The organism is Xanthobacter autotrophicus ATCC 700552 (assembly GCF_043194565.1).
In the GTDB taxonomy this organism is placed as follows: domain Bacteria; phylum Pseudomonadota; class Alphaproteobacteria; order Rhizobiales; family Xanthobacteraceae; genus Xanthobacter; species Xanthobacter autotrophicus_F.
Genome location: NZ_JBAFVS010000023.1, coordinates 45,533 through 68,674 on the forward strand (window position 1 = coordinate 45,533; position 23,142 = coordinate 68,674).

Here is a 23,142-nt window from a genome sequence, read left to right on the forward strand (position 1 = left end):
GGCCTCCCCTGTCGCGGTCACGGCGCAGCCCCCAGAGACACGTTCACCGGCTGGCCCGGCCGGGCTTTCGCGGGGTCGTCGGGCCGCGCCTCCACCAGATAGACCAGCTTGGAGCGCTCCTCCCGGCTGTAGATGACCGGCGGGGTGTATTCCGCCTGTGCCGAGATGAAGAAGACCTTCGCCGTGGTGGTCGGGCAGCCGTCGCAGGTGACGGTGACGCTGGCGCCGAGGGCGACTTTCGGCAGCACCTGTTCCGGCACGAAGAAGCGCACCTTCACCAGGCCCGGCGGCAGGATGGACACCACCGGCCGGCCCTCCGGCACCAGCTCGCCGACGCGGTAATAGACGGTCTGCACCGTGCCGTCGGTGGGCGCCTTCAGGGTGCGCCGGTCGAGCCGCACCTGCGCCGCGGCGAGGTTGGCGCGGGCGGCGGAAACCGCCTGCTCGGCCGCCTCGATGTCCTGGGTGCGGGCGGCGATGCCGGCGGCGGCGATGCGCTTGTGCGCCTCGTCGAGGGCCGCCCGGTTCTGGTCGTACTGGTGCTGGGCCGCATCGAGGTTGGCCTGGGAGGAAGCGCCCTTCGGCACCAGCGCCTTCTGGCGTTCCAGATCGAGGCGGGACTGGTCGAGGGCGGCGGTGGCGCGCTGCTCGGAGGCCTGGAGCACCGCGATTTCCTCGGGCCGCTGCAGCGGGGAGCGCGCATTGGCGAGCCGCGCCTCGGCCTCCTTCAACTGGGCGGCGGCCGCGTCACGATCAGCGACCTGCAGATCGTCCTCCACCCGGGCGACCACGTCGCCGGGCTTCACCACGCGGCCCTCATCCACCGCAAGCGCGCTCACGCGCCCGGGCTCGGTTGGCCCGATGAAGACGAGATCGCCTTCCACATAGCCGGAAAAGCTGTCGCCGGTTTGGGCGGCGCAGGCGGCGAGGCCGAGCGTCGCGACGACGGCGAGCAGCAGCAGGCGGGACAGTCGATGGGGGGTCACGTGTCTCTCCATCCGAGCCCGCGCAGCAGCAGGTCGCGGTGGGCCATGAGGAACGCCCTGACGTCGAGCGGGTCGAAGCTGCCGAACATGCCGTTCCAGACCACGGCCACGACGGCAGGCGAAATGACGAGTTGGGGAAAGCGCACCGCGAGGTCGGAGGTGATCTCGCCGCGATCAAGCCCGCGCTCGGCGATCGTGCGCACGATGGCAAGGCCCCGGGAGACCACCTCGCGGTGGTAATAGGCGGCAAGCTCGGGAAACCGCGGCCCCTCGGCAATCATGAGCCGGACCAGGCCCTCGGCCGGGGTGCCGATGACCCGCTCGATCAGGATCGCGACGAGCAGGTCGATGAGGTCGCGGGTCGTGCCGGGAAACCGGGCGATGGCCGCATCCGCGTCAGCCAGAATGGGGGCGATATTCTGCTCCACGAGGCCGCGGAACAGCGCCTCCTTGTCGGCGAAATGCAGATAGAGCGTGCCCTTGGCCACACCGGCCTGGCGGGCCACGTCATCGAGGCGGGTGCCGGCAAAGCCGTGGCGGGCGAAAACCGTAAGCGCGGCCGCCAGAATGGCGCGGCGGCGTTCGGCCTTGTCCATGGGCGCGGCCCGGCGCCGGCGCGCCTCGGGCGGCTGGCCCGACTGCGCCGCGGATTGCGGCTCCTGTTTCGGCGTTTGCGCCACACGCGTTAACTTTCACTGACTGACCCGTCAGTCATTAACATGAGCGAGCGCACGCTCCAACAGTCTCCACCGTGGACTTTTCGCAGGGAACCGGTTCGCCAGGACGAGGCCCGCACCGTCCGCCCGGATCGGAATCCTCGCGCTATTTGATTGAGAAAATGGGGCTTTCAGCGAGTCGCCGGGACCGCTGGGCCCAAAATCGAACGGCATCCGACCAGAGCCGGCGCGCCCGCCCGACCGAGCGGCCCGACAAAACGCCGCACCGTATATCGGTATCACATAACCATAGTCATTAAGGTTAATAGAAGGTTGACGGCGCAAATGCGGCGGGCTTCGGGCATTATCATTTCATTAACCGGGTCGGATTTCCCGCCATGTCGAAGCGCATCTCGTCTCCCCGCCTCCTGTCGGCCCTCGCCGTGGTGCTCCTGTGCGCCGGCGTGAGCGCCGCCGGTGCTCAAGAGCAGAGGGCACAGACCACACGCTTCGCCAATCTCAACTCATCCTTCGCCCCAAGGCATCTCGCGGACGGCCGCGTCACCACCGCGCCCACCGGCTATGTGCGTTTCTGCACCGAGCATGCCCACGATTGCGAGGCGGCGGGTTCCGGCGTCACCATGATGAAGCTCGACACCCAGCGCACCGCCGAGCTGGACCGCATCAACCGCAGCGTGAATGACGCGATCCAGCCCGAGACCGACCTTGATCATTTCGGCGAGACCGAGCGCTGGTCCTATCCCGACGACGGCCGCGGCGATTGCGAAGACTATGTGCTGGAAAAGCGTCGCCGCCTCGTCAATCTCGGCTGGCCCAGTTCCGTCCTGCTCGTCACCGTGGTCCGCGACCGCGAGGGCGACGGCCATGCCGTACTCACGGTGATGACCGACAAGGGCGACCTCATCCTCGACAATCAGGAAACCGATATCCGCGCCTGGAAGGATACCGGATACCGCTACGTGAAGCGCCAGTCCCAGGCCGATCCCGCCACCTGGGTGTCCCTGGGCGAGACCCGCGTGCCGCCGGTGGTCGGCACCGGGCGCTGATCCCGGAGCATCGCAGGGCGACGCCTGAATCTGTGACGCTTCAAGCTTCCGCCCACGCGGCTTCGGCCACGCCACGGCGGCAAGACGGGCCGGAACCGACGCCGCGGTTCCGGCCCGTTTCCCTTTCGGGCGCCGCGCCCGCTCAGTCGATGCGCTTGAGGCCCTTGGCGTAGCGCTGCCAATTGTGCTGGTAGTGCTCGGCGGTGCCGACAAGGCGGGCCGCCGTCGCCTCGTCGATCTGCCGCGCCACCTTGGCCGGCGCACCGACGATGAGGGAGAAGGGCTCGAACGCCTTGCCCTCGGTGACCAGCGCCTTCGAGCCGACCAGACAGCTTGCCGCGATGTTCGCCCCGTTCAGCACCGTGGCGCCCATGCCGATGAGGCTGCCGTCGCCGACGATGCAGCCGTGCAGGGTCGCCATATGGCCCACGGTCACGTTGGTGCCGAGGGTGAGCGGAAAGCCGGGGTCGGTGTGGAGGACGCAGTTTTCCTGGATGTTGGACCCCTCCCCCACCACGATGGGTTCGTTGTCGCCGCGCAGCACGCAGCCAAACCACACGCTCGCGCCTTCCTTGAGGGTCACGTTGCCGATGATCACGGCGTCGGGCGCGATCCAGTAATGTCCCGAGGCGGGCAGTGTGGGCGCGACACCGTCGAGGGCATAGATGGGCATGGCGATCTCCGGTCCGGTACAGGGTCCGGCTGCGTCACTATACCGGCCCCGGCCTGCGTGCTAGCGTCGAAACACATCACGCGGGCGCCATGCCGGCGCAGCCCCGTGTCCGGTCCCAACCTTCTCCGGTCCCAACCTTCTCCGGTCCCAACCTTCCGAAGCCCTGCGTGTCGATCCCCCCGCTTTCCCCCGACCAGACCCGCCTGCTGCAGGACGGCTATCAGGCCCAGGTGCGCGGCCTTCTGGACGATGCGGCCCGCCAGTATCGCAAGATCCTGAAGAAGGTGCCGGATCACCCCGACGTCATGCACCTTCTGGCCATGGTGAGGTCGCGCCAGCACCGCACCGACGAGGCCATCGCCCTCTATCGCGCCGCCGCCGTGCTCAAGCCGCAGGACGCCAAGCTCTGGTACAATCTCGGCCTCGCCTACACCTCCGTCGAGCGCAACGGCGAGGGCGCCGACGCCTTCGCCCGCGCCCTCGCGCTGGATCCGTCCCTCCCCGAGGGGGTGGGCATGCTGTTCTCGGCGCGCCGCTCGGTCTGCGACTGGCGGGACGACGCCCGACTTCTGGCGGCCATCGCCCGCGCCGCAGACCCCGCCCAGCCGGAGATCCCGCCCTTCTTCACCTTGTGGCAGGACGACCCCGCGCTCCAGCTCGCCGCCGCGCGCCGGACCGTCCGCCGCCGCTGCGCCGGCATCGTTCCGAAGCCCCTGCCCGCCCGCGACCGCGCGGATGGCCGGGTGCGCATCGGCTATCTGTCGGCCGATTTCCGCAACCACCCGACCACGCATCTTCTGGTCCGGCTGCTGGAGGTGCATGACCGTTCGAAGTTCGAGATCACCGCCTTCTCCATCGGACCGAATGACGCCTCCCCTGCCCGCAAGCGGGTCGAGGCGAGCGTCGACCGCTTCATCGACTGCGAGCGCGACCAACCGGCCGAAACTGCCGAACGCGCCCGCCGCCTCGGCATCGACATCCTGGTGGATGTGATGGGCCACACCAACGGCAACCGCATGGAGATCTTCGCCGGCCGCGCCGCGCCGGTGCAGGTGAGCTATCTCGGCTATCCCGGCACCAGCGGCGCCGATTTCATGGACTATGTGATCGCCGACCCCTTCGTCCTGCCGTTGGACGACGCCCGCTTCTTCAGCGAGAAGGTGGTCCACCTTCCCGATACCTACCAGCCCAACGACCCGACCCTCGCCATCGCCGCGCGCCCCAGCCGGGCCGAATGCGGCCTGCCGGACAGCGGCTTCGTGTTCTGCGCCTTCAACAATGCGCGCAAGCTCGATCCGGCGACCTTCGCCCTCTGGATGCGCCTCCTCGCCCAGGTTCCCGACAGCATGCTGTGGCTGCTCGCCGGCGAGGAAGCGCGTGCCAATCTGAGGCGCGAGGCCGAGGCCGCCGGCATAGTGCCCGACCGGCTGGTCTTCGCGCCCCATCGTCCGTTGCCGGAGCACCTCGCCCGCATGGCGTTGGCGGACCTGTTCCTCGACACCTTTCCCTATACCGCCCACACCACCGCCTCCGACGCGCTCCGGGTGGGGCTGCCGCTGGTGACGCGGACCGGCCGCTCGTTCGCCTCGAAGGTGGCGGGCCGCCTGATGCAATTGTCCGGTCTGGGCGATCTGGTCACCGACAGTGCGGAGGCCTACGAGACGCTGGCCCTGTCCCTCGCCCGGGACAAGGACCGGCTTGCCGCCATCCGCACGCGCCTTGAGGAGGGCACGGCGCGGACCCGCCTGTTCGACATCCAGCGCTACCGCGCGCAGATCGAAGCGGCCTATCTGGCCATGATGGAGCGCGCCATGGCCGGCGCCGCGCCGGACCATATGGCCGTGGCGCCATCCCCTGCCGAGGGGTCCGGCGCCTGAGCGCGGCGCTATCGCCTCGGCCATCCCCATGCTAGAGGCGGGCGCCAAGAGCACGCGTTATCCGATCCGATCCGATTGCATCGCAATTTGCTCGGATCGCGCTCTAGAGCGTTTTCGAGCGAAGTGGATACCGGTTCGCGTAAAGAAAACGCGTCAACTCAATAATCTAGAGCATTTCCCCGATTCAGTGAAACGGGGAAATGCTCTAGGTTCAACCGCACGCAGCCATGCCAACGACACCACCTCCCCTGTCGCCCGCGCTCCAGAAGCTGCTGTACGACGGCTACCAGCATCAGCTGCGCGGCCAGTACGATGACGCGGCCCGGCACTACCGCAAGATCCTGCGGGCGGCGCCGGACCAGATGGACGTGGTGCACCTTTTGGGCATCGTCCGCGCCCGCCAGAGCCGGGAAGCCGAGGCCATCGAGCTGTACAAGAAGGTGCTGGCGCGCCGGCCGGACGACGCCAAGGCCTGGCACAACCTCTCCCTCGCCTACGGGGCGCTGGAGCAGGCCGCGGACTCCCTCGCCGCCATGGACCGGGCGTTCGACCTCGACCCCAGCCTGCCGCTGGCCGCCAACCTGCTGCTGCCGGCCCGGCGCGCGATCTGGGACTGGCGCGGCCATGACCGCCTGTACGACAGCCTGAAGCGCGGCGCTGTGCTGCCGGACGTGCCGGCCCTGCCCTTCGCCACCCTCTATGCGGACGACCCCGCCCTGCACCTCGCCACCGCCCGGCGCAAGGTGGCGGAAGAGAAGATGCCGGCCCGCCCGCGCGTCTTCGACCATTCCGCCCGGCGCACCGCCTCGGGGCCGATCCGCATCGCCTATCTGTCGGCGGACTTCCGCACCCACGCCACCACTTTCCTCATCTCGAAGCTCCTGGCCCGGCATGATCGCAGCCGGTTCGAGGTGACCGCCATATCGGTGAGCTTCAATGACGGCTCCCCCCAGCGCCAGAGCATCATCGACGCGGTGGACCATTTCCTCGACCGGGAGAAGGCCTCTCCCTCGGCCATTGCCGAGGAAGTCGCCGCCCTCGGCATCGACGTATTCGTCGATCTCATGGGCCACACCAGCGGCGAATGCCTTGCCGCCTTCGCCGACCATCCGGCACCGGTGCAGGTGAACTTCCTCGGCTATCCGGGCACCAGCGGGGCGCCCTTCATGGACTATGTGATCGCGGACCCGGTGGTGGTGCCGTTCGCGGATGCCGCCTACTTCACCGAAAAGATCGTCCATCTGCCGGACTGCTACCAGCCCAACGACCCCGACCTGCCGGTGGGCGAGCGCCCGACCCGGGCCGATTGCGGCCTGCCGGACGACGCCTTCGTGTTCTGCGCCTTCAATTCCGCCTGGAAACTCGATCCGGAGGTCTTCTCCGCCTATACCCGCATCCTCAAGGCGGTGCCCGGCTCGGTCCTGTGGGTGCTGGAAAGCCGGGAGAACAGCGCCGACAACCTGCGCCGGGAGGCTGAGGCGCGGGGCCTCGATCCCGCCCGCCTCGTGTTCGCGCCCATGGTTCCGCTGAAAGACCATTTCGCGCGCCTGCCGCTGGCGGACCTCTTCCTCGATACCTTCCCCTATACCGCCCACACCACGGCCAGCGACATGCTGCGCATGGGCCTGCCCATGGTGACCCGCACCGGCCGCTCCTTCGCGTCGCGGGTCGCCGCCAGCATCATGACGCAGATGAATCTGGCGGACTTCGTCACCACCGACGTGGACGGCTTCGTGGCCAAGGCCGTGGCCCTCGCGCATGATCCCGCCGCCCTGGCGGAGGCCCGCGCGCGCCTTGCGGCCGCCCGCGCCACCTCGCCCCTGTTCGACATCGACCGCTATGCCCGCCACATGGAACGGGCCTTCGAGACCATGGTGGCCCGCTTCCGCGCCGGCCTGTCGCCCGAGGCCTTCGCCGTGGAGCCGCTGCCCCGCGGCTGATCGCGTGGTGTGCTCAGGCCTTCGCGCCAGCCGGATCGGCCGGCGAAGGGGCTGCCACCTCCGGCCCGGCGCCGGAATCCTGGCTCGCGCGCGCCTTGTCCGCCAGCAGGGCGTATTCGAGGCGCAGGCGCTCCAGCGTCTCCTCGTCCAGATCCTCCAGATCGAGCAGTATTTCGCGCGGCCCGTCGAGGCGCGCGATCAGTTCGTCGAGCTTGATCTGGAGCGCCGCCGTATCCCGGTTCTGGCTGTTCTGGATCAGGAACACCATGAGGAAGGTGACGATGGAGGTGGAGGTATTGATGACCAGCTGCCAGGTGTCGTTGAAGCCGAACAGCGGCCCCGTCATCCCCCACGCCACGATGATCGCCATGGCACCGATGAAGGTGGCGGGCTTGCCGGTATAGCGGGCCGCCATCTGGGAGAAACGGGTGAACAGGGGGCGCGGGGCGCGGCCTTCCTCCACCCGGCGCCGCAGCTCCTTCATCGATGCCTGTGCACCCATAACATCTCCTCCACACCTTGGAGGGAACGAAAGGCCACGGCAGCGGTTCCCGTTCTTGGTGACGCTTGAGCTTGCGCGTCCCGCGACGGAGACCCCCATGACGGTGCAGATGATCCTTCTTCCCCTTTTCGTGCATGTGGCACTGGTGCTCGCGGTGCTGCTGCGCGCGATCAAATCCACCGAGGTGACGGCCGACGGCCTGCGCGCCGGGCTTGCGGCGGTGCTGTTCTACACCCTGACCACGCTGGCCCTGTACACCCGCAAGGCGGACGTGGCGTTCGTGGTGCTGGCCTGGGTGTTCGTGCTGCTGCGCATCATCTCCGCCTTCCCGCACCTGCTGTCCGCCGCGGCGCGGGGGCGCATGAATTTCGGGGTCAGCTTCGACCTGGCGAGCCTTGCGGTGCTGGCGCTCATGTGGGGCCTGTTCGCCTTCGCCATCCTGCTGAGCATCTGATTGCACGGCGGTTGACAGGCGAAGCCGGCCGGTCGAGGAGTTGGACTTTATGCTCCAGCCTTGCGCCTCAGGTGACCTTTGATGACCGACCCCGCCCGCCACCTGTCTTCCATCGGCGGCCGTTCCATCCTGTTCGTGATGGCCACCAGCCAGGAATACGGCCCCCACCTGAAGTCCCGCATCACCCCCCTCATCACCGGAGTGGGGCCGGTGGAGGCGGCGGTGGAGACCGCGCGGGCGCTCGCCATCCTCGCCCATCGGGACCTTCTGCCGGACCTCGTCTTCACCCTGGGCTCGGCGGGCTCCCGCCGGCTCGACCATGCGGAGGTCTACCAGGTGGCACGGGTCGCCTATCGCGACATGGATGCCTCGGCGCTGGGCTTCGAGAAGGGGCGCACCCCTTTCCTCGACGAGCCGGCGGTGATCGAGCTTTCCCACCGCATCAAGGGCGTGCCGGAAGCCTCGCTGTCCACCGGCGGCGCCATCATCTCGGGCGCGGCCTATGATGCCATCGCCGAGGACATGGTGGACATGGAGAGCTTCGCCGTGCTGCGCGCCGCGCGGCGCCATGGCCTGCCCCTGATCGGCCTGCGCGGCATCAGCGACGGCAAGGCCGATCTGACCGGCTACGGCGACTGGACCGAATATCTCCATGTGATCGACGAGAAGCTGGGCTTGGCCCTCGACCTCTTCGCCCGGCAGCTGGAGGCGGAAGGCCTTCAGCCCGCCCCCGCGCGCCCCTGACGGATAGAAAATGACCCCCGCCGCCCGTATCTCCGCCGCCATCGAGGTCCTCGCCGACCTCATCACCCGCCGCCGGCCCGCCGCCGATGCCCTGAAGGACTGGGGCCTCTCCCACCGCTTCGCCGGCTCCGGCGACCGTGCCGCCATCGCCGGCATCGTCTACGACACCCTGCGCCGGCGCGCCTCCGCCGCCCATGTGATGGGATCGGAGGAGCCGCGGGCGCTGGTGCTGGGCATGCTCGTGCTCATGCGCGCGCTGGACGGCGAGGCCATCGCGGCGCTGGCGGACGGCTCCCGCTTCGCCCCGGCGCCCTTGAGCGAGGACGAGCGCGCCCGTCTCGCCGACCCGAGCATCAAGGGTGCACCGCCCTTCGTGCGCGGCGACTATCCCCAATGGCTCCACGCCTCCTTGCGCCACGTCTTCGGCGAGGACGTGGTGGCGGAAGGCGCGGCGCTCGCCACCCGCGCGCCGCTGGACCTGCGCGTCAACACCCTGAAGGGCGAGCCGGAGGCGGTGCGCGCCGAACTCTCCCATCTCAACCCGGCGCCGGGCCGCTTTTCGCCGCTCGCCCTGCGCATCCTGCTGGATTCCGAGGGCAAGGCCCCGCCCGTCTCCGCCGAGCCCGCCTTCCTGCGGGGCGAGGTGGAGGTGCAGGACGAGGGCTCGCAGCTCGCCGCCATCCTCGCCCGTCCGGTGCCCGGATCCCAGGTGCTGGACCTGTGTGCCGGCGCCGGCGGCAAGACCCTGGAATTTGCCGCCCTCATGGACAACAAGGGCCAGCTCTACGCCCACGACAGCGACATCCGCCGCCTAAAGCCCATGCATGAGCGCCTCGCCCGCGCCGGCGTGCGCAACGTGCAGGTGAGAAGCCCGCGCGGCGCCGAGGACGTGCTCCACGATCTGGAAGGCCACATGGACCTCGTGCTGGTGGACGCCCCCTGCACCGGCACCGGCACCTGGCGCCGTAATCCCGACGCCAAATGGCGGGTGCGCCCCGGCGCGCTGGCCCAGCGCACCGCCGAGCAGGCCAAGATCCTGGAAGAGGCCGCCCATTATGTGCGCCCCGGCGGGCGGCTCGCCTATGTCACCTGCTCCCTGCTGGACGAGGAGAACGGCGCGCAGGTGCGTGCCCTGCTCTCCAAGCGGGAGGATTTCCATGTGGTGCCGCCCAACGAGACGGTGCTGTCCCTCGGCGCACACGGGCAGGCCCTCGCGGACGCCGCCCTCACCAGCCGCGAGGGCATCCTGATGACCCCCCGCCGCACCGGCACGGACGGCTTCTTCGTGAGCGTGATGAAGCGCGCGGGGTGAGGCGGGTTCAGAGCCCCGCGGAGGCATGCCATGCCGAGCTACAGCGAAGACTGGAACCCGTTTCCCGGCCTGACGCCGAAATTCCAGCTGAAGGTAACGCGGCTGGCGGCGCTGGGATGCCTCCTGATCCTCGGCACCGAGATCGGCATACTGACTTGGGTCGACTCCTCGCGAACCTATTGTCCCGGCTGGGTCTTCGATCAAAAGACCGGCACAAGGATCTGGGGATTCGCGTTGATCTGGAGCCTTCCAGTAACAACCTTCTGGTGCTGGCGCGCGATATTCATGACGGAACGCAAGTTCCTGACAGAACAAAAAACCGAATATGAAAAGGGTCCGCCGTACAACCTCGGGGAGGATATCTCTTACGCGACGCCGGAAGAGTTCCGGAAATTGGATTTCGATACGGCCATTTGCGCGGGCGCAGTCTTTTGCGGCCTCATCACTGCCGTCCCGCTCTTCTTCATGCTCGCCCTGTGCACTCCCCTCTCCACCCTCTGGCCACCCGCCTCCCCGCACCGCCCAGGCGTGAACCTTCACCGCAGCTCCGGCGTTCCCGTCTTGCCCGTGACGCGCACGGGCCAAGGAGAAGGCGTCGCACCATGGGTCTCATCCGACTGCTGCTCCTCGTGGTCGTCCTCGTCGGCGGCTACTGGGCCTTCTACGTCTACGCCTCCGGCGAGCCCTATGACGAGATCGGCACCGCCATCAATTCCCGCCTTCCCGCCGATGCCCGCGCCTTCAGCTGCGCCGAACTGAAGCGCCGCCACGGCGCCACCGCCACCACGCCGCCGGCCGGCTGCGAGCCATACTGGACGGGGCTGTGAGCAGACCTCGCCCGGCGCAAGGCGGACCTGCGCCGGCCTTGACTTTTTAAATGGCCGCTTTGCCGCTAAAGGAGGGCGCAACATTTCCTCCTTCGCGCGCAAGGTGCCCCTTCATGTCCGCTCCCGCCCAGGATACTGCCGCCCAGGATACTGCAGCCCAGGACACCATTCTCATCATCGATTTCGGCAGCCAGGTGACCCAGCTCATCGCCCGGCGCGTGCGTGAGGAGGGCGTCTATTCCGAGGTGGTGCCGTTCCAGAAGGCCGCGGAGGCGTTCCGCAGGCTCAAGCCGAAGGCGGTCATCCTGTCCGGCGGCCCGGCTTCCGTCCCGGATGGCGACAGCCCCCGCGCGCCGCAGGAGGTGTTCGAGGCCGGCATCCCCGTGCTCGGCATCTGCTACGGCCAGATGACCATGGCCGAACAGCTGGGCGGGCAGGTGGAAAGCGGCCACCACCGCGAATTCGGTCGCGCCACCCTGCAGGTGGAGGCCACATCCGGCCTGTTCGATGGCCTGTGGCACCCCGGCGAGGGCCACACCGTGTGGATGAGCCACGGCGACCGCATCACCGCCCTGCCCCCCGGCTTCAAGGTGATGGGCACGTCGGCGAATGCCCCCTTCGCCGCCATCGAGGACGAGGAGAGGCGCTTCTACGGCCTCATGTTCCACCCGGAAGTGGTGCACACGCCCGACGGCGCGCGCCTGCTTTCCAATTTCGTGCGCAAGGTGGCCCGGCTGGAGGGCACCTGGACCATGGGCGCCTTCCGCGAGCGCGCCATCGCCCGCATCCGCGAGCAGGTGGGCACCGGCCGCGTCATCTGCGGCCTGTCCGGCGGCGTGGATTCCTCGGTTGCGGCGGTGCTCATCCACGAGGCCATCGGCGACCAGCTCACCTGCGTGTTCGTGGACCACGGCCTGATGCGCCAGGCGGAAGCCGACGAGGTCGTTTCGCTCTTCCGCGGCCACTACAATATCCCGCTCGTTCATGTGGATGCCGCCGACCTGTTCCTGAAGGAGCTGGAGGGCATCGAGGACCCGGAGGCGAAGCGCAAGACCATCGGCCGGCTCTTCATCGACGTGTTCGATGCCGAGGCCAAGACCGTGGGCGGCGCCGATTTCCTCGCCCAGGGCACGCTCTATCCCGACGTGATCGAGAGCGTCTCCTTCGCCGGCGGGCCCTCGGTGACCATCAAGAGCCACCACAATGTGGGCGGTCTGCCCGAACGCATGAACATGAAGCTGGTGGAGCCCCTGCGCGACCTGTTCAAGGACGAGGTGCGCGCGCTGGGCCGGGAACTGGGCCTGCCCGAGAGCTTCGTGGGCCGCCACCCCTTCCCCGGCCCGGGCCTTGCCATCCGCTGCCCCGGCGCGATCACCCGGGAGAAGCTGGACATCCTGCGCAAGGCCGACGCCATCTATCTGGAAGAGATCCGCTATGCGGGCCTCTACGACGTGATCTGGCAGGCCTTCGCCGTGCTGCTGCCGGTGCGCACCGTGGGCGTGATGGGCGACGGGCGCACCTACGACCACGTCCTCGCCTTGCGCGCGGTGACCTCCGTGGACGGCATGACCGCCGACTTCTACCCCTTCGACATGGCCTTCCTCGGCCGCACCGCCACACGCATCATCAACGAGGTGAAGGGCGTCAATCGCGTTGTCTACGACGTCACCAGCAAGCCCCCGGGAACCATCGAGTGGGAATGATTTAGGCCTATCCGAGCGTATCCGAAACTACGCTATGGTGCGATGCAAGCCATTGAAATAAAATAACTATCTCTCGTCTCCTATCGGCATCTATCGCAGGGCAAGCGAACAGAATGACGGTATGGCTGACGGTATGGCAGAATCTTGATTGACCACCAAAACCAATATACCGTCAGGGCCAAGAGATCCTTGACGGTATATTTTTTAGCCATATCACGTTGAAAATAAAGCGCTAAATCCGCTTCAGAGATGGTGATTTTGGCCTGACGGTATAATTCGAGGCTCTCCCCTGGAAATCGTCCATTTTTGGAGGGAGTTATGCTGACGGATGCAGCTCTTAAGAGCCTGAAACCAAAAGACAAATTATACAAAATTGCTGACCGTGACGGTATGTATGCCCTGGTGCAGCCATCAGGCAAAATCGTATTCCGCTACGACTATCGTTTGAACGGTCGGCGCGAGACGGTGACGCTCGGACGGTACGCCCCAACCGATCTGTCCTTGGCGCGGGCGCGTGAGAAGTTGATCGATGCCAAGCGAGCGATCGGCGAAGGTCGTTCGCCAGCCCATGAGAAGCAGCGCGAGAAGCGTCGCCTCAAGGAAGCCAAGAGCTTCGGCGAGTTCGGCGAGCGTTGGATGCAAGAGGCGAGGATGGCCGACAGCACTAGGGCCATGCGGCGCGCAATCTTCGAGCGCGACATCCTACCGACATTTCGAAATCGACTGCTGACGGAGATCGCGCCGAACGATCTGCGGGCGATGTGCGCGAAGGTCAAAGAGCGCGGCGCGCCGGCCACGGCGGTTCATGTCCGTGACATCGTGAAGCTAATCTATTCCTTCGCGATCCTGCACGGCGAGAAGGTACCCAATCCGGCTGACGAGGTTGGACCGTCCTCGATCGCAACCTTCGTGCCGAAGGATCGCTCGCTCTCGCCCTCGGAGATCCGGGTCATGCTCGGGCAGCTCGACCATGTGCCGACGCTGCCGACGATACGACTCGGTCTGCGCCTGATCCTGCTCACGATGGTTCGCAAGAGCGAACTACAGGATGCGACATGGGACGAGGTGGATTTCGAAAACGCCGTCTGGTCGATTCCCAAGGAGCGAATGAAGCGCTCGAAGGCGCACAACGTCTATCTTGCCCAGCAGGCGATCGACATGCTCATCGCGCTGAAGACATGCGCGGGTAACTCGAAGTACCTGCTGCCCTCGCGTTACGAATCCAACGCGCCGATGTCGCGTGCCACGTTCAATCGAATCACGACTGCGGTGGTGGTGCGTGCGAAGAAGGAGGGATTGCCGCTGGAGCCGTTTACAGTCCACGATCTTCGGCGAACCGGCTCGACGCTTCTCAATGAGTTGGGTTTCAACAGTGACTGGATCGAAAAATGCCTCGCCCATGAGGACGGTCGTTCGTCGCGTGGTATCTATAACAAAGCCGAGTATGAGCATCAGCGGCGTCACATGATGCAGGAATGGGCGAACCTTGTGGACGCCTGGGTCGTCGGACAGAAATACACCCCGACACTATATCCGCCGTCAATGGATCTGCTGGTGCCGGAACCTACCGTGTGACCGGCCTCGTCTTTCTCAGTTGTACGTCGGGAGACGGTGCGCGTTTGACTGCCTTCGCATTTGAAGCCTGACGGCGCATCGCTAGCCAGGCTTCGACTTCCGCCAGATCCCATACGACGCAGCGAGACGTCAGATAGAACCTCTGCGGAAATTCTCCCCGCTGCTCCATGTCGTAGATTGTGGTGTCGGCAAGTGGCACGATCTCGCGGAGTTGGCTTCGGCGAATAGTTCGTTTGCTCAAGGTTGATTGCGGATGATTCATGGTGACTCCTCGGTTCTAAAATCTGAGGACGATAGAAGCCGATAGACGTTAGGGTTGGGAATACCGGGCCGAATGCCAGCGTAGAAACGGCGGTGTTGGCGTAGGAAACGGATGGTTTGCGCAATGCCATTGGCAGGCCTTCCGTAGTCGCGATGGCAATGCTCAATGTAAGGTCATACCTGCTTTGGCCGCACCCGCACGCGATCAGGTACTTTCAGCGTTACGTCTCGCCTTCGCGAAGGCCCGATCGGTCGCGATGAACCGTTCGAGCATCGGCACGATCAGGCGGACGGGATCGGTTGGCGGATGGCCGTTCTCGCGGCCGAGCACGTCGGCATAGGCAGCAAGATCGCGGTGAAGGACGGCGGGCAATTCCAGTGTGACCTTCACCGGCTTGTCGTCGGCGATCGGGCCGAGCTTCAGCTTGGTCATGGCGTCGCTCCGTATGGTTCGAGCACGAGGTCTTATCCCGAGCCGGATACTATGCCGAGCCCGTTCCCCAAAGCCCGAGATTTCCGGTAAACGCGCCTGGCAAGCTCGGCATAATATCTCGCACTGAAAGGCAGGATTCGGCCCTAAGCCGACATTCGGTCGCTGACGTCGATGCCTGATTTTAGGTTGCGGGCTCACGCCCCCTGTCTCGGCTCGTACCGCAGCGCCACAGCGCCTGAGCTGAGCTCCTTCCGGTCGACGAGCTTCAATTCGACATACTTGGAGAGCCCGGCGAACAAGGTGGGTCCATGACCGGCAATTCTAGGCTGCACCACGAATTCGTACTCATCGATCAGGCCCAGCTCCGCCAGTGCCAATGGGAGTTGCACGCCGCCCGTGAGCAGCGCCTTGCCCGGTTGCTGCTTGAGCGCCAGAACGGCCTCGCCCAGGTCTCCACGCACCAACTCCGAGTTCCACTCGACCCGGTAGAGCGTGCTCGAAACAACGTACTTCTTCATCGCGTCGATGGTACGGGCAAAAGGCTCTGTCCAGTCAGGCGGCGTCGAAATCCGCGTCGCCAGACGCCACGCCCCTTCCATCATTCGGTAGGTGACGCGACCAAAGAGCAGGGCATCGGCACGGCCAAGGCTTTCGGTGGCGTGACGATGTGTTGCACGCAACTGGTCTTGCTGCAGTGCCTCGTCCGAAGGGATAGCGTTGTGGTGGACACACCCGTCGAGCGTCACGTTGATGGAATAAAGAAGAGGTCGCATTACGGTTGTTGCTCCTTTGTCGATAGGGCCGCGACGGCCCAGTCGAAGCGTTGCAGCTGGCTAGTGAATCCGATAATTGCGCCGCGTGTCATTTCGGGATCCGGGTGACGATCGGCCGTCAGGACCATCCGAACTTGCCCGGCCTCGGCGTGGAGCTCGACCATCATGTTGTAAGGATACGGCTCGACGCCCGGGACGAAGTCCATGTCGAAGCGAATGTGCAGCTTACGGTGGCGCTCAATCTCCAGAAACCGACCGCTTACCCGTACCGACAGCGGCCTATCGAGGCTCGCCAGATACGCGACCTGCTCGGCACCCACCGCGGTCATCACGTGATCAAAGGCACCCCCAGCCCGCAGCTCTAGGGTCGACACCTCGAAGCGCATTCCTTCGGGTGCGAACCACTCCTCGAGTCCTTCCTTGGTGGTCCAAAGTGCCCACACGTCCTCGATCGGCGCGTCGTAGACCCGATCGAACCTGATCGTATCCAGGGCCGGCTCGCTGACTTGCGCCATCACTTCTTCCCCCCAGGTTGCGGCAAGCCCTGCCGTCGCGCCAGGGCGGCGTCGAAGCGATCAAGCCGACCCTCCCAAAGCTTGCCATAACGCCGAACCCAGTCGTCGATCACCTGGAACGGCTCGGGTCGAAGCGAATAGAGGCGCCGCGCTCCATCAGGCCTCATCGTGACGAAACCAGCCTCCCCCAGTATCCGCAGGTGTCGCGAAACGCCGGACTGGTCGATATCCACGGCACGAACAAGGTCACCTACGGCCTGTTCGCCGCCTACCAGCGCCTCGACGATACGAAACCGCGATGGGTCGGCCAATATCTGGAACACGCTTTGTTGCATCATCATGCATATGTATGCCTATGCATATCAGGTGTCAAGCTGTATGAACCGCAGGCCAGCCTGGCTTAGGCCTTGGGACGATCATGTTGGTGTCCAGGCCTTGGGGTCCGCTTCTGGCGCATTCTTGCCATCGATGCTGCAGCGGTGTCCTGAAGATCAGTCACATCCTACGTCCTCCAGCCTCTGAAGCGTGCCTGCGGGTTCACTGACATCGCGGCCGTCGCCGCGATGTTGCTGGCCAATAGAGGTCAAAGTTTCTCCAGGAAGGAGATCAGGTCGTCTCCGGCCCTGAACCGACCTGGTGAACAATCATGGAAAGGCTCGATCTTCGCGAGCGCGGCCTCCTTGATACCCAGATGCGCGTGTAGATATGGCTGTGTCGACTTGGTGGATTCATGCCCGAGCCACAAGGAGATAACCGTGCTGTCGACGCCCGCATCGAGCAGTGCCATCGCCGCACTGTGTCGAAGAACATGGGGCGATATTCTCTTTGCGCGAAGCGAGGTGCAGGTCTTCGACGCAGCCAGTACATACTTCGCCAAAAGGTATTGGACTGCATCCGGGCTCATCCGGCCACCGTGAATGGTCGGAAACATGATCATTCCATTTGCGATGGGCGGCTCTTCCAACCACCTTGTGAGTGCGGCATTCAGGACTTTGGTGATTGGGGTGCATCGCTCCTTACGACCCTTCCCAAAGCAACGGATATATCCCGCTGTCCCGACCGTGATCGCAGCCCGGTCAAGCCCGACCAGCTCGGACAGGCGCATTCCTGTTTGCACGGCGGTCAGCAGCAGGAGGTGGTCTCTGCGACCGAGCCAGGTCTTCCGGTCTGGGGCGGCGAGAATTGCGTCGATCTCTGTCCTCGTGAGAAACTGGACCTCGCGCTTCGCTCCGATTTTGCCTGGTATCGCGAGGACGCGCTGGAATTGGCCGCTATAGGCAGGCTCCTCGAACGCCAGGAAGCGGAAGAAGCACCGGATTGCCGTCAGCCGAAGGTTGAAGGTTGCCGGACTGGCATGGCGCTCCAGGTCCAACTCGTCGAGGAACGCTACCACCAGCTCCGCATCGAAGTCATCCAATTGCAGATCGGACGGATACCTGCCGGTTCGACGATGGGCGAACTTCAGGAAGAGTTTGAATGTATCCCGATAGGAGGCGATTGTGTGTGGGCTGACATTACGTTGGCGGGCAAGACGCTGGGTAAAAAAGCGTTCGATCAGCCTTGGGAGAGGATTTGTCATTGGACGGCCTCCCACTTGGCTTCCAGTCGACGCTTTGCTTCATCCAGGAGATCGGGATGGGCGCTCAGATACCAGTAGGTCGCGTCGGAATGATTGTGCCCGAGATAAGTCGATAGCTCTGGCAAGCGTCGGTCGATGTCTTCGCCCGCCTGATACCAGGTGAGCAATGTCCGAACGGCGAAGGTGTGCCGAAGGTCATGTATACGGGGGCCGCTACGCTCGTCCGCTTGTCGCAGGCCCGCCCGACGCGTCCATAGGATGAAAGAGAAGTGCGGGTTAGCATGGATCAGAGCTTTCCCGCGATCTCCGACGAAAAAGTAGTCGCTCGCCTGTCTGATCGGCTGTTCGTCTCGGATCAACGCATATCGCCGAAGCGCTAACGTCGTGCTCGGGTGCAACGGGACAATACGTGTCTTCCCGAACTTCGTCGCACGGATCGTCAATGTCCCCGTTTCCAGATCGGCGTCCGCCCGGAACAACCGTGCCGCCTCGGAGAACCGCAGCCCGGTCGATGCCAGCAAGCCGAAGAAATAGTGATAGGTCGGCCCTCGGAAGCTTCCGGGATGAAGGTCGATCATTGACTTCATCAGATCAGCTATCTGTTCGTCAGAATAGACGAATGGGCGAGGCCTTCGTTGTGGGGGAAAGATTTGAGAGGGCGGTATCTCTGTCAGGGGGTCGACCACCTGAACATGGCGGGCAAATGATCTGACGGTCGACAGGCGCGATGACCACGTCGCAGGTCCACACTGGTGGCTTGCCCAATCGACGGCAATCTTTGCGGTGATCCGCTGCTCCCCATGAGCTGCCGCATATCGCACGAAATTGCGAAGTCGGCTTTCCTGGCTCTGGAGCTTAAACCCAAGCGAGCGTCGCAGGGTCAGGTATTGTTCAAGGGCTTCGGCCATCTCCATCATAGGACTTCTCCTACCCATGGCCGTGAAAGAGATCGAAGGCGCTCCAGATCGAACTTGGCATATATCCGTGTGGTGCTAGGGTCCTTGTGGCGAAGGAGCTGAGCAAGTTCGGTCATGCCCACGCCCGACCTAACGGCAACCGTTGCAAAGGTGTGCCGGAAGATATGGGCATGGTGAGACCTGGTGCCCGTAACCCCCGCCCGCTTTAGGGACCTGCGAGCGATCAGAATGACCGGCGTCGCCGTCGCGAACGGCGTGCACGGGGTTACGACCCTATGAAATATCGTCCGAGACCCGGATATCGGCCGCCCGTTCAGGACGTAATCCGCGATTGCCGTTCCGACATCACTCGGTAAAGGCATGGTCGCAACCCTGCCGCCCTTGCCGTGAACCCGAAGGAGCCCTGACTGCCAATCGATGTCATCGAGCGACAAAAGGGCCACCTCGCTTGCACGCAAGCCAAGCCTCGATAATAGCAGGAGAACGGCATGGTCTCTGCGTCCAGATACAGTGGAAAGATCGCAGTTCTTCAAAACGGCTTCGAGTTGCGCGACGCTCATATAAGAAGGCAACGTCGAGAAACGAAGGTTCCTCGGGCTCGGCACTGCTGGAGATAGGTTTTGTTCGATGTGTCCTGAAGTGTGCAAGAAGCGAAGCAAAACCCTGATATGCCCGAACCAGGTTCCGAGGCTGTTGCTTGAGCAGCCCGCGAAGCTTTTGGTCAGATAGGCCCGCACTTCGATGTGGGTGAGCCCGGAAATACCTGAATAATCGTCCCAGACACCCAGAAGAAAGCGACGGGCACACCAAATATGTCCGGAAATCGATTGCTTGGAATAGCCTCTTCGACGGAGTTCCGCGCCGTAAAGCGTCAAGACGGCCTCAGCCTGGTGGACTGGCTCAATCATTGGGCATAGGGCACCAGCAGCGACCAGCTCGACCTGCAGCCGTCGCAGCGTCGCTCGATTGCCATTCTGAAGTTTGCCGTCGGCCGCTCGTCTGGCGATGAAACGCCCGAAGTCGGCAGGCTCGATCCTTCCAGGCTCTGCCTTGTGATGATCGATCTGGAACTTGATGAAAGCGCCAACAAGCCGGACGGATCGAATGATGGACTGCTGAGTGTAGCCCTTGTCGATCATATATAGGACCACGGAATCCACACTTTGCCGATGCGGCCAATCCTCGATCAGCTTCCAGCAATGCATCCCCGCGAAAGAAGGTACGGTCATTTATGTCGTCTCCGCTAAGTTGAAGTTGCGGAGACAAGCTACTATGCCGAGCCATTCAGCTTAGTTTACCGGAAATCTCGGGCTTTGGGGAACGGGCTCGGCATAGTATCCGGCTCGGGATAAATGCCCGACCTCCATCTCGATACGATCAAGGTGAAGACGCGAGATTTCAGGTAAGCGGCGTTAGGTGATCGGATACCAGATATAGCGCTTTGTGCTATGTACTACTGATGACGAGCCCCGGATCATCCTTTTCAGAACGCTTCGGATACAGTGCGCCGGATGCTGCAATAACCGTCCGCGAGGGTGCGCCCGAAGTCGTTCGCGTTGGCATCACGCAATTGGCCTATGGCGCAGAGCTGAGCGGCAAGGCTATGCGCGAGTTGACTTGCGCCGTCCTGCTCAAGCGGCCCGACCCCAACAATTGGGGGCCTGAGAATGTCGCCCGTGAGGTCGACGACCTCATCAACGATGCATCTTGGTACAAGATCTATGACCTTGCCGAGCGCATCCATGCCGAGATCGGGCGTCACGACTATACGGGAACACGACAAGACGACTTTGCGGCTCGCCTGAACCAGCTCTTCCGCGAGAACGGGATCGGCTGGCAGATGGAGGACGGCAAAATCATGGTGCGCGGCTCAGAGGCCTTCGCCCTCGCAACGCATGATGCCGTCGAGACGATGCGCGCGGCTGGCACACCAACCGCCGCCAACGAGGTCCATGAAGCCCTGCGCGATATCTCGCGACGGCCAGAGGCGGATGTGACCGGGGCCATCCAGCACGCGATGGCTGCCCTCGAATGCGTCGCTCGCGAGGTCGACGGCAGCACAGACACACTTGGCAGCATCATAAACCGACTTCCCTTGCCTCCGCCGCTGGATGGCGCGTTGCACCGGATGTGGGGGTTCGCCTCGCAGCAAGGCCGTCACCTTGAAGAAGGGAGGACGCCGCAGTTTGCAGAAGCCGAACTCGTCGTGACAGTGGCCTCGGCGGTCAGTGTCTATCTGCTCCGGCATCGGGCGCGGTCACAATCGGGCTGATCGTCTCCGCCGCACGGTCGGTAAGATCGTCAAAGATACCGTCAAACGATCGGTTTCGGCGTGGGAAGTAAGCGAACAGTTCATCAATATCCAGGACGCGCTTCTGCAGCAGGAAGCTGTCAGACTGTTCGCGGATCTCGAAGAACTGCACGGTGCGATCCCGCTTCTCTAACGCCTTGATGATAGCGTATTTCACCGACGCGGCGCAGCGCATGCCGAACACCACCTCTTCAAGCTCCAGTGGTGAGTTCTGCTCGCCGCGCGGTCCGATCAGCCGCCACTCGCGCTCGTAACCCCACGGCCTGGCCTTCTTGAGCAGAACGCCATCGTCCACCTTGCGTCGCGCCGCGTCGTCGCCGTCGAGCATGGCGGATACCGCGCTCGCCTCGACCAAGCGACTTCCGCCGTATCGGATCTTGTGGACGTCGCCGATCGCAGTATCCGGGACGGAATAACCGAGGCAGAGCCCTCGATGCTGGTCGCCATAGTGGCTCCACATGAGCGGACAGTTCGCACGCTCGGCCAGCGAGAAGACGCCCTTATCGTACCGCCGCAACAGCTCCTCCTGCACATACTGGCCGAGCAGGAACTGAGCGGGATCATCGATCTCATAATCGGGGTTCGTCGCGTTGTAGCGAATGTCGGCAAGCAGTTGCTCGGCCTTCTTTCGGCTCTGCCGAGCGATATGGTCGATGGTCTTCGGTCCGCGATACCTGATCGTCTTCGCAGCAGCTGACATCTCTGCGGTCGTGCGCTGCTCGATGAGCCGAGAAAGAATGCCCTCCAACGCATCGCCGCCGAGATCGGTGTGGAGCGTGGGCTTCGTGTCCAAGGGGTCATTAAAGGTCGTCGGGTCGGCGAAATAGACGACGTCCTCGACCAGCATGGTCAGCGTCAGATTGCTGAAGCCGCGATATTTGTAGAGCCGCCTCGGCCGCTTGCCCTCAACCATTTCCTTCGCTCCCCACTCTTCCCCGATCGAGTTCCGACTCCGTCCGCAGCGGATAAAATCGCGTCGCGATCGCGCGTGCGTCGGTTTCCACCATCGCGTCGTGCAGAAACTTCCGTTTCGCCACGTACCGGACGCACGGCAGCTTCGAGTCATCGTAAATCTCGAGCTTCAGCAGAAACTCGTTGCCGAAGTCGATGTAGACGGGACACGCGGCATCCAGCCATGTCCGGCGGGGGCGCACCCAGTCATACTGATGATGGCCGCGATAGGCTTGCTCGACTTCGGTCTGGATATCCTGAAGGCTGTAGATGCGCCCGAAGGTTAGCGTGGCTTTCGTTATCGTCCGATCGGGATAGTCGAGCTGTGTTTCTGACAGACGGAAAAACAAGCCACCGGCCGCGCCTCGCATCGGCCGCGTCGCCTTCGACCAGACGATGTCCTGTGCGATCTCCGACCTAGGATCGGGCAGCAGGTGGTAGATATCAAAATTGTCGCGAAAGCCGCGGCCGTCGATCACCCATACAAGGTTGCCGTAGAAGACCTCCCGCGACTGGCGCTCGGCGTCCGTCATCGCCGAGTGCTGGATCTCGATCACGATGCCGGTCGGGGTCTTGATGTCCGCGCGGTGAATTTCACCGTCCGGCGCGGTGTGGGAAATTTCGCGGCATGCCTCGGGAAACAGATTTTTCCATGCCCGATGCCATTCGGTTTCGTTTTCCCACCATGGGTCGCACTTCTTCCGGCCGGCGTGCGCCCAGTGATGGAGGATACGCGGCCCGCACTTCGCGATCATCGCCGCTCCGCAGGTCGGGCAAAGTCCGCGTCCGCCGGGGAACGCTTCCAGCCGCTCAGCGCCGACCAGTGCGAGCTGCATTATCCGACCTCCTCGACCAGAAACGACCCTTCCGGTTGCGGCCGGATCAGCGATTGCGCCGAAATAGAGGGATCGAGCCAGCCTGCCCAAATGTCGCGCTCCAGGACGACGAACTGGCGATCGTGACACGGCGCGATGTCAGGCCTCGAAGCCATGGTCAGCATGGTGAAGGCTTCGCCGACGTTTTTGGTCTCGCGCCGAATGGCGGCGATGTCGAAGGCATTGGACTTCGGTCGTTCTGGTGGTGGTT

Annotated in this window: 24 protein-coding genes and 1 pseudogene; 10 read left to right on the forward strand and 15 right to left on the reverse strand. The window is 64.2% G+C overall.

Annotated elements, in window-relative coordinates:
* Positions 1–17: 17 nt before the first annotated feature.
* Both V5F48_RS19735 and V5F48_RS19740 read right to left on the reverse strand, forming a co-directional pair.
* Complete coding sequence (locus tag V5F48_RS19735) at positions 18–986, reverse strand: HlyD family secretion protein (RefSeq protein ID WP_394260081.1); 969 nt, start codon at positions 984–986, stop codon at positions 18–20.
* Complete coding sequence (locus tag V5F48_RS19740; RefSeq protein WP_394109670.1) at positions 983–1,582, reverse strand: TetR/AcrR family transcriptional regulator; 600 nt, start codon at positions 1,580–1,582, stop codon at positions 983–985. Before V5F48_RS19740 ends, V5F48_RS19735 begins: the two co-directional genes overlap by 4 nt.
* Before the next feature lie 458 nt (positions 1,583–2,040).
* Here V5F48_RS19740 and V5F48_RS19745 point away from each other — a divergent pair, with 458 nt between their 5' ends.
* Positions 2,041–2,709 carry a transglutaminase-like cysteine peptidase gene (locus V5F48_RS19745; RefSeq protein ID WP_394260082.1) on the forward strand — a complete coding sequence of 223 codons (669 nt, stop codon included), beginning with the start codon at positions 2,041–2,043 and terminating at the stop codon, positions 2,707–2,709.
* 142 nt (positions 2,710–2,851) lie between these two features.
* On the opposite strand, the gene V5F48_RS19750 is transcribed toward V5F48_RS19745, so the two are convergent.
* A complete protein-coding gene (locus V5F48_RS19750) occupies positions 2,852–3,382 on the reverse strand; it encodes a gamma carbonic anhydrase family protein (RefSeq protein ID WP_394260083.1) in 531 nt (176 codons plus the stop codon).
* Positions 3,383–3,549: 167 nt separating this feature from the next.
* On the opposite strand from V5F48_RS19750, the gene V5F48_RS19755 reads away from it, so the two are divergent.
* Complete coding sequence (locus V5F48_RS19755) at positions 3,550–5,259, forward strand: O-linked N-acetylglucosamine transferase, SPINDLY family protein (protein WP_394260084.1); 1,710 nt, start codon at positions 3,550–3,552, stop codon at positions 5,257–5,259.
* Positions 5,260–5,486: 227 nt separating this feature from the next.
* Entirely contained in the window at positions 5,487–7,199 is a 1,713-nt protein-coding gene (locus V5F48_RS19760; RefSeq protein WP_394260085.1) for an O-linked N-acetylglucosamine transferase, SPINDLY family protein, read from the forward strand.
* A gap of 13 nt (positions 7,200–7,212) precedes the next feature.
* On the opposite strand, the gene V5F48_RS19765 is transcribed toward V5F48_RS19760, so the two are convergent.
* Complete coding sequence (locus V5F48_RS19765) at positions 7,213–7,701, reverse strand: low affinity iron permease family protein (protein WP_394260086.1); 489 nt, start codon at positions 7,699–7,701, stop codon at positions 7,213–7,215.
* Positions 7,702–7,798: 97 nt separating this feature from the next.
* Here V5F48_RS19765 and V5F48_RS19770 point away from each other — a divergent pair, with 97 nt between their 5' ends.
* The 6 genes from V5F48_RS19770 to V5F48_RS19795 all read left to right on the forward strand — a co-directional run bounded on the left by V5F48_RS19770 (position 7,799) and on the right by V5F48_RS19795 (position 14,316).
* A complete protein-coding gene (locus tag V5F48_RS19770; protein WP_282638926.1) occupies positions 7,799–8,155 on the forward strand; it encodes a hypothetical protein in 357 nt (118 codons plus the stop codon).
* 81 nt (positions 8,156–8,236) lie between these two features.
* A complete protein-coding gene (locus tag V5F48_RS19775) occupies positions 8,237–8,899 on the forward strand; it encodes a 5'-methylthioadenosine/S-adenosylhomocysteine nucleosidase (protein ID WP_394260087.1) in 663 nt (220 codons plus the stop codon).
* Positions 8,900–8,909: 10 nt separating this feature from the next.
* The gene (locus tag V5F48_RS19780) at positions 8,910–10,211 is read left to right on the forward strand and encodes an RsmB/NOP family class I SAM-dependent RNA methyltransferase (protein WP_394260088.1); all 1,302 of its coding nucleotides are present in this window, start codon (positions 8,910–8,912) and stop codon (positions 10,209–10,211) included.
* A 602-nt stretch (positions 10,212–10,813) separates the two neighbouring features.
* Positions 10,814–11,038 carry a hypothetical protein gene (locus V5F48_RS19785; protein ID WP_394260089.1) on the forward strand — a complete coding sequence of 75 codons (225 nt, stop codon included), beginning with the start codon at positions 10,814–10,816 and terminating at the stop codon, positions 11,036–11,038.
* A 113-nt stretch (positions 11,039–11,151) separates the two neighbouring features.
* Entirely contained in the window at positions 11,152–12,741 is a 1,590-nt protein-coding gene (guaA, locus tag V5F48_RS19790) for a glutamine-hydrolyzing GMP synthase (protein ID WP_394260090.1), read from the forward strand.
* A 318-nt stretch (positions 12,742–13,059) separates the two neighbouring features.
* Complete coding sequence (locus V5F48_RS19795) at positions 13,060–14,316, forward strand: tyrosine-type recombinase/integrase (protein ID WP_394260091.1); 1,257 nt, start codon at positions 13,060–13,062, stop codon at positions 14,314–14,316.
* Here V5F48_RS19795 and V5F48_RS19800 read toward each other — a convergent pair.
* The 8 genes from V5F48_RS19800 to V5F48_RS19835 form a co-directional block, all read right to left on the reverse strand.
* On the reverse strand, positions 14,306–14,578 hold the full coding sequence (locus V5F48_RS19800) for a helix-turn-helix transcriptional regulator (protein ID WP_394260092.1): 273 nt from the start codon (positions 14,576–14,578) through the stop codon (positions 14,306–14,308). The genes V5F48_RS19795 and V5F48_RS19800 overlap by 11 nt on opposite strands.
* 204 nt (positions 14,579–14,782) lie before the next feature.
* The gene (locus tag V5F48_RS19805) at positions 14,783–15,010 is read right to left on the reverse strand and encodes a DUF2274 domain-containing protein (RefSeq protein ID WP_018390138.1); all 228 of its coding nucleotides are present in this window, start codon (positions 15,008–15,010) and stop codon (positions 14,783–14,785) included.
* A 194-nt stretch (positions 15,011–15,204) separates the two neighbouring features.
* Positions 15,205–15,783 carry a dihydrofolate reductase family protein gene (locus V5F48_RS19810; RefSeq protein WP_394260093.1) on the reverse strand — a complete coding sequence of 193 codons (579 nt, stop codon included), beginning with the start codon at positions 15,781–15,783 and terminating at the stop codon, positions 15,205–15,207.
* On the reverse strand, positions 15,783–16,298 hold the full coding sequence (locus tag V5F48_RS19815; RefSeq protein ID WP_394260094.1) for an SRPBCC family protein: 516 nt from the start codon (positions 16,296–16,298) through the stop codon (positions 15,783–15,785). The genes V5F48_RS19810 and V5F48_RS19815 overlap by 1 nt, the downstream gene beginning before the upstream one ends.
* Positions 16,298–16,639 carry an ArsR/SmtB family transcription factor gene (locus V5F48_RS19820; protein WP_394260095.1) on the reverse strand — a complete coding sequence of 114 codons (342 nt, stop codon included), beginning with the start codon at positions 16,637–16,639 and terminating at the stop codon, positions 16,298–16,300. Before V5F48_RS19820 ends, V5F48_RS19815 begins: the two co-directional genes overlap by 1 nt.
* A gap of 242 nt (positions 16,640–16,881) precedes the next feature.
* Positions 16,882–17,877: a tyrosine-type recombinase/integrase gene (locus V5F48_RS19825; RefSeq protein ID WP_394260096.1), complete on the reverse strand. Its 996-nt coding sequence runs from the start codon at positions 17,875–17,877 to the stop codon at positions 16,882–16,884.
* A complete protein-coding gene (locus V5F48_RS19830) occupies positions 17,874–18,794 on the reverse strand; it encodes a tyrosine-type recombinase/integrase (RefSeq protein WP_394260097.1) in 921 nt (306 codons plus the stop codon). The genes V5F48_RS19825 and V5F48_RS19830 overlap by 4 nt, the downstream gene beginning before the upstream one ends.
* Complete coding sequence (locus tag V5F48_RS19835) at positions 18,791–20,023, reverse strand: tyrosine-type recombinase/integrase (RefSeq protein ID WP_394260098.1); 1,233 nt, start codon at positions 20,021–20,023, stop codon at positions 18,791–18,793. Before V5F48_RS19835 ends, V5F48_RS19830 begins: the two co-directional genes overlap by 4 nt.
* A 230-nt stretch (positions 20,024–20,253) precedes the next feature.
* Here V5F48_RS19835 and V5F48_RS19840 point away from each other — a divergent pair, with 230 nt between their 5' ends.
* Positions 20,254–21,066, forward strand: coding sequence for an AbiJ-NTD4 domain-containing protein (locus V5F48_RS19840; RefSeq protein WP_394260099.1), 813 nt, complete (start codon positions 20,254–20,256; stop codon positions 21,064–21,066).
* Here V5F48_RS19840 and V5F48_RS19845 read toward each other — a convergent pair.
* The 3 genes and pseudogenes from V5F48_RS19845 to V5F48_RS19855 all read right to left on the reverse strand — a co-directional run.
* A complete protein-coding gene (locus V5F48_RS19845) occupies positions 21,020–22,018 on the reverse strand; it encodes a DUF2971 domain-containing protein (RefSeq protein WP_394260100.1) in 999 nt (332 codons plus the stop codon). The two genes, V5F48_RS19840 and V5F48_RS19845, sit on opposite strands and share 47 nt — an antisense overlap.
* Positions 22,011–22,892, reverse strand: coding sequence for a competence protein CoiA (locus tag V5F48_RS19850; RefSeq protein WP_394260101.1), 882 nt, complete (start codon positions 22,890–22,892; stop codon positions 22,011–22,013). The genes V5F48_RS19845 and V5F48_RS19850 overlap by 8 nt, the downstream gene beginning before the upstream one ends.
* Positions 22,892–23,110, reverse strand: a pseudogene (locus tag V5F48_RS19855) (SOS response-associated peptidase family protein); the annotation flags it as partial. The gene V5F48_RS19850 and the pseudogene V5F48_RS19855, both read right to left, overlap by 1 nt.
* Positions 23,111–23,142 lie beyond the last annotated feature (32 nt).

Excerpts from the sequence above, each read along its gene's own strand:
- V5F48_RS19740 (WP_394109670.1), bottom strand. The coding sequence starts at position 1,582 with ATGGACAAGGCCGAACGCCGCCGCGCCATTCTGGCGGCCGCGCTTACG.
- V5F48_RS19745 (WP_394260082.1), top strand. The coding sequence starts at position 2,041 with ATGTCGAAGCGCATCTCGTCTCCCCGCCTCCTGTCGGCCCTCGCCGTG.
- V5F48_RS19750 (WP_394260083.1), bottom strand. The coding sequence starts at position 3,382 with ATGCCCATCTATGCCCTCGACGGTGTCGCGCCCACACTGCCCGCCTCG.
- V5F48_RS19760 (WP_394260085.1), top strand. The coding sequence starts at position 5,487 with ATGCCAACGACACCACCTCCCCTGTCGCCCGCGCTCCAGAAGCTGCTG.
- V5F48_RS19765 (WP_394260086.1), bottom strand. The coding sequence starts at position 7,701 with ATGGGTGCACAGGCATCGATGAAGGAGCTGCGGCGCCGGGTGGAGGAA.
- V5F48_RS19770 (WP_282638926.1), top strand. The coding sequence starts at position 7,799 with ATGACGGTGCAGATGATCCTTCTTCCCCTTTTCGTGCATGTGGCACTG.
- V5F48_RS19775 (WP_394260087.1), top strand. The coding sequence starts at position 8,237 with ATGACCGACCCCGCCCGCCACCTGTCTTCCATCGGCGGCCGTTCCATC.
- V5F48_RS19780 (WP_394260088.1), top strand. The coding sequence starts at position 8,910 with ATGACCCCCGCCGCCCGTATCTCCGCCGCCATCGAGGTCCTCGCCGAC.
- V5F48_RS19785 (WP_394260089.1), top strand. The coding sequence starts at position 10,814 with ATGGGTCTCATCCGACTGCTGCTCCTCGTGGTCGTCCTCGTCGGCGGC.
- guaA (WP_394260090.1), top strand. The coding sequence starts at position 11,152 with ATGTCCGCTCCCGCCCAGGATACTGCCGCCCAGGATACTGCAGCCCAG.
- V5F48_RS19795 (WP_394260091.1), top strand. The coding sequence starts at position 13,060 with ATGCTGACGGATGCAGCTCTTAAGAGCCTGAAACCAAAAGACAAATTA.
- V5F48_RS19800 (WP_394260092.1), bottom strand. The coding sequence starts at position 14,578 with ATGAATCATCCGCAATCAACCTTGAGCAAACGAACTATTCGCCGAAGC.
- V5F48_RS19805 (WP_018390138.1), bottom strand. The coding sequence starts at position 15,010 with ATGACCAAGCTGAAGCTCGGCCCGATCGCCGACGACAAGCCGGTGAAG.
- V5F48_RS19810 (WP_394260093.1), bottom strand. The coding sequence starts at position 15,783 with ATGCGACCTCTTCTTTATTCCATCAACGTGACGCTCGACGGGTGTGTC.
- V5F48_RS19815 (WP_394260094.1), bottom strand. The coding sequence starts at position 16,298 with ATGGCGCAAGTCAGCGAGCCGGCCCTGGATACGATCAGGTTCGATCGG.
- V5F48_RS19820 (WP_394260095.1), bottom strand. The coding sequence starts at position 16,639 with ATGATGATGCAACAAAGCGTGTTCCAGATATTGGCCGACCCATCGCGG.
- V5F48_RS19825 (WP_394260096.1), bottom strand. The coding sequence starts at position 17,877 with ATGACAAATCCTCTCCCAAGGCTGATCGAACGCTTTTTTACCCAGCGT.
- V5F48_RS19830 (WP_394260097.1), bottom strand. The coding sequence starts at position 18,794 with ATGATGGAGATGGCCGAAGCCCTTGAACAATACCTGACCCTGCGACGC.
- V5F48_RS19835 (WP_394260098.1), bottom strand. The coding sequence starts at position 20,023 with ATGACCGTACCTTCTTTCGCGGGGATGCATTGCTGGAAGCTGATCGAG.
- V5F48_RS19840 (WP_394260099.1), top strand. The coding sequence starts at position 20,254 with ATGACGAGCCCCGGATCATCCTTTTCAGAACGCTTCGGATACAGTGCG.
- V5F48_RS19845 (WP_394260100.1), bottom strand. The coding sequence starts at position 22,018 with ATGGTTGAGGGCAAGCGGCCGAGGCGGCTCTACAAATATCGCGGCTTC.
- V5F48_RS19850 (WP_394260101.1), bottom strand. The coding sequence starts at position 22,892 with ATGCAGCTCGCACTGGTCGGCGCTGAGCGGCTGGAAGCGTTCCCCGGC.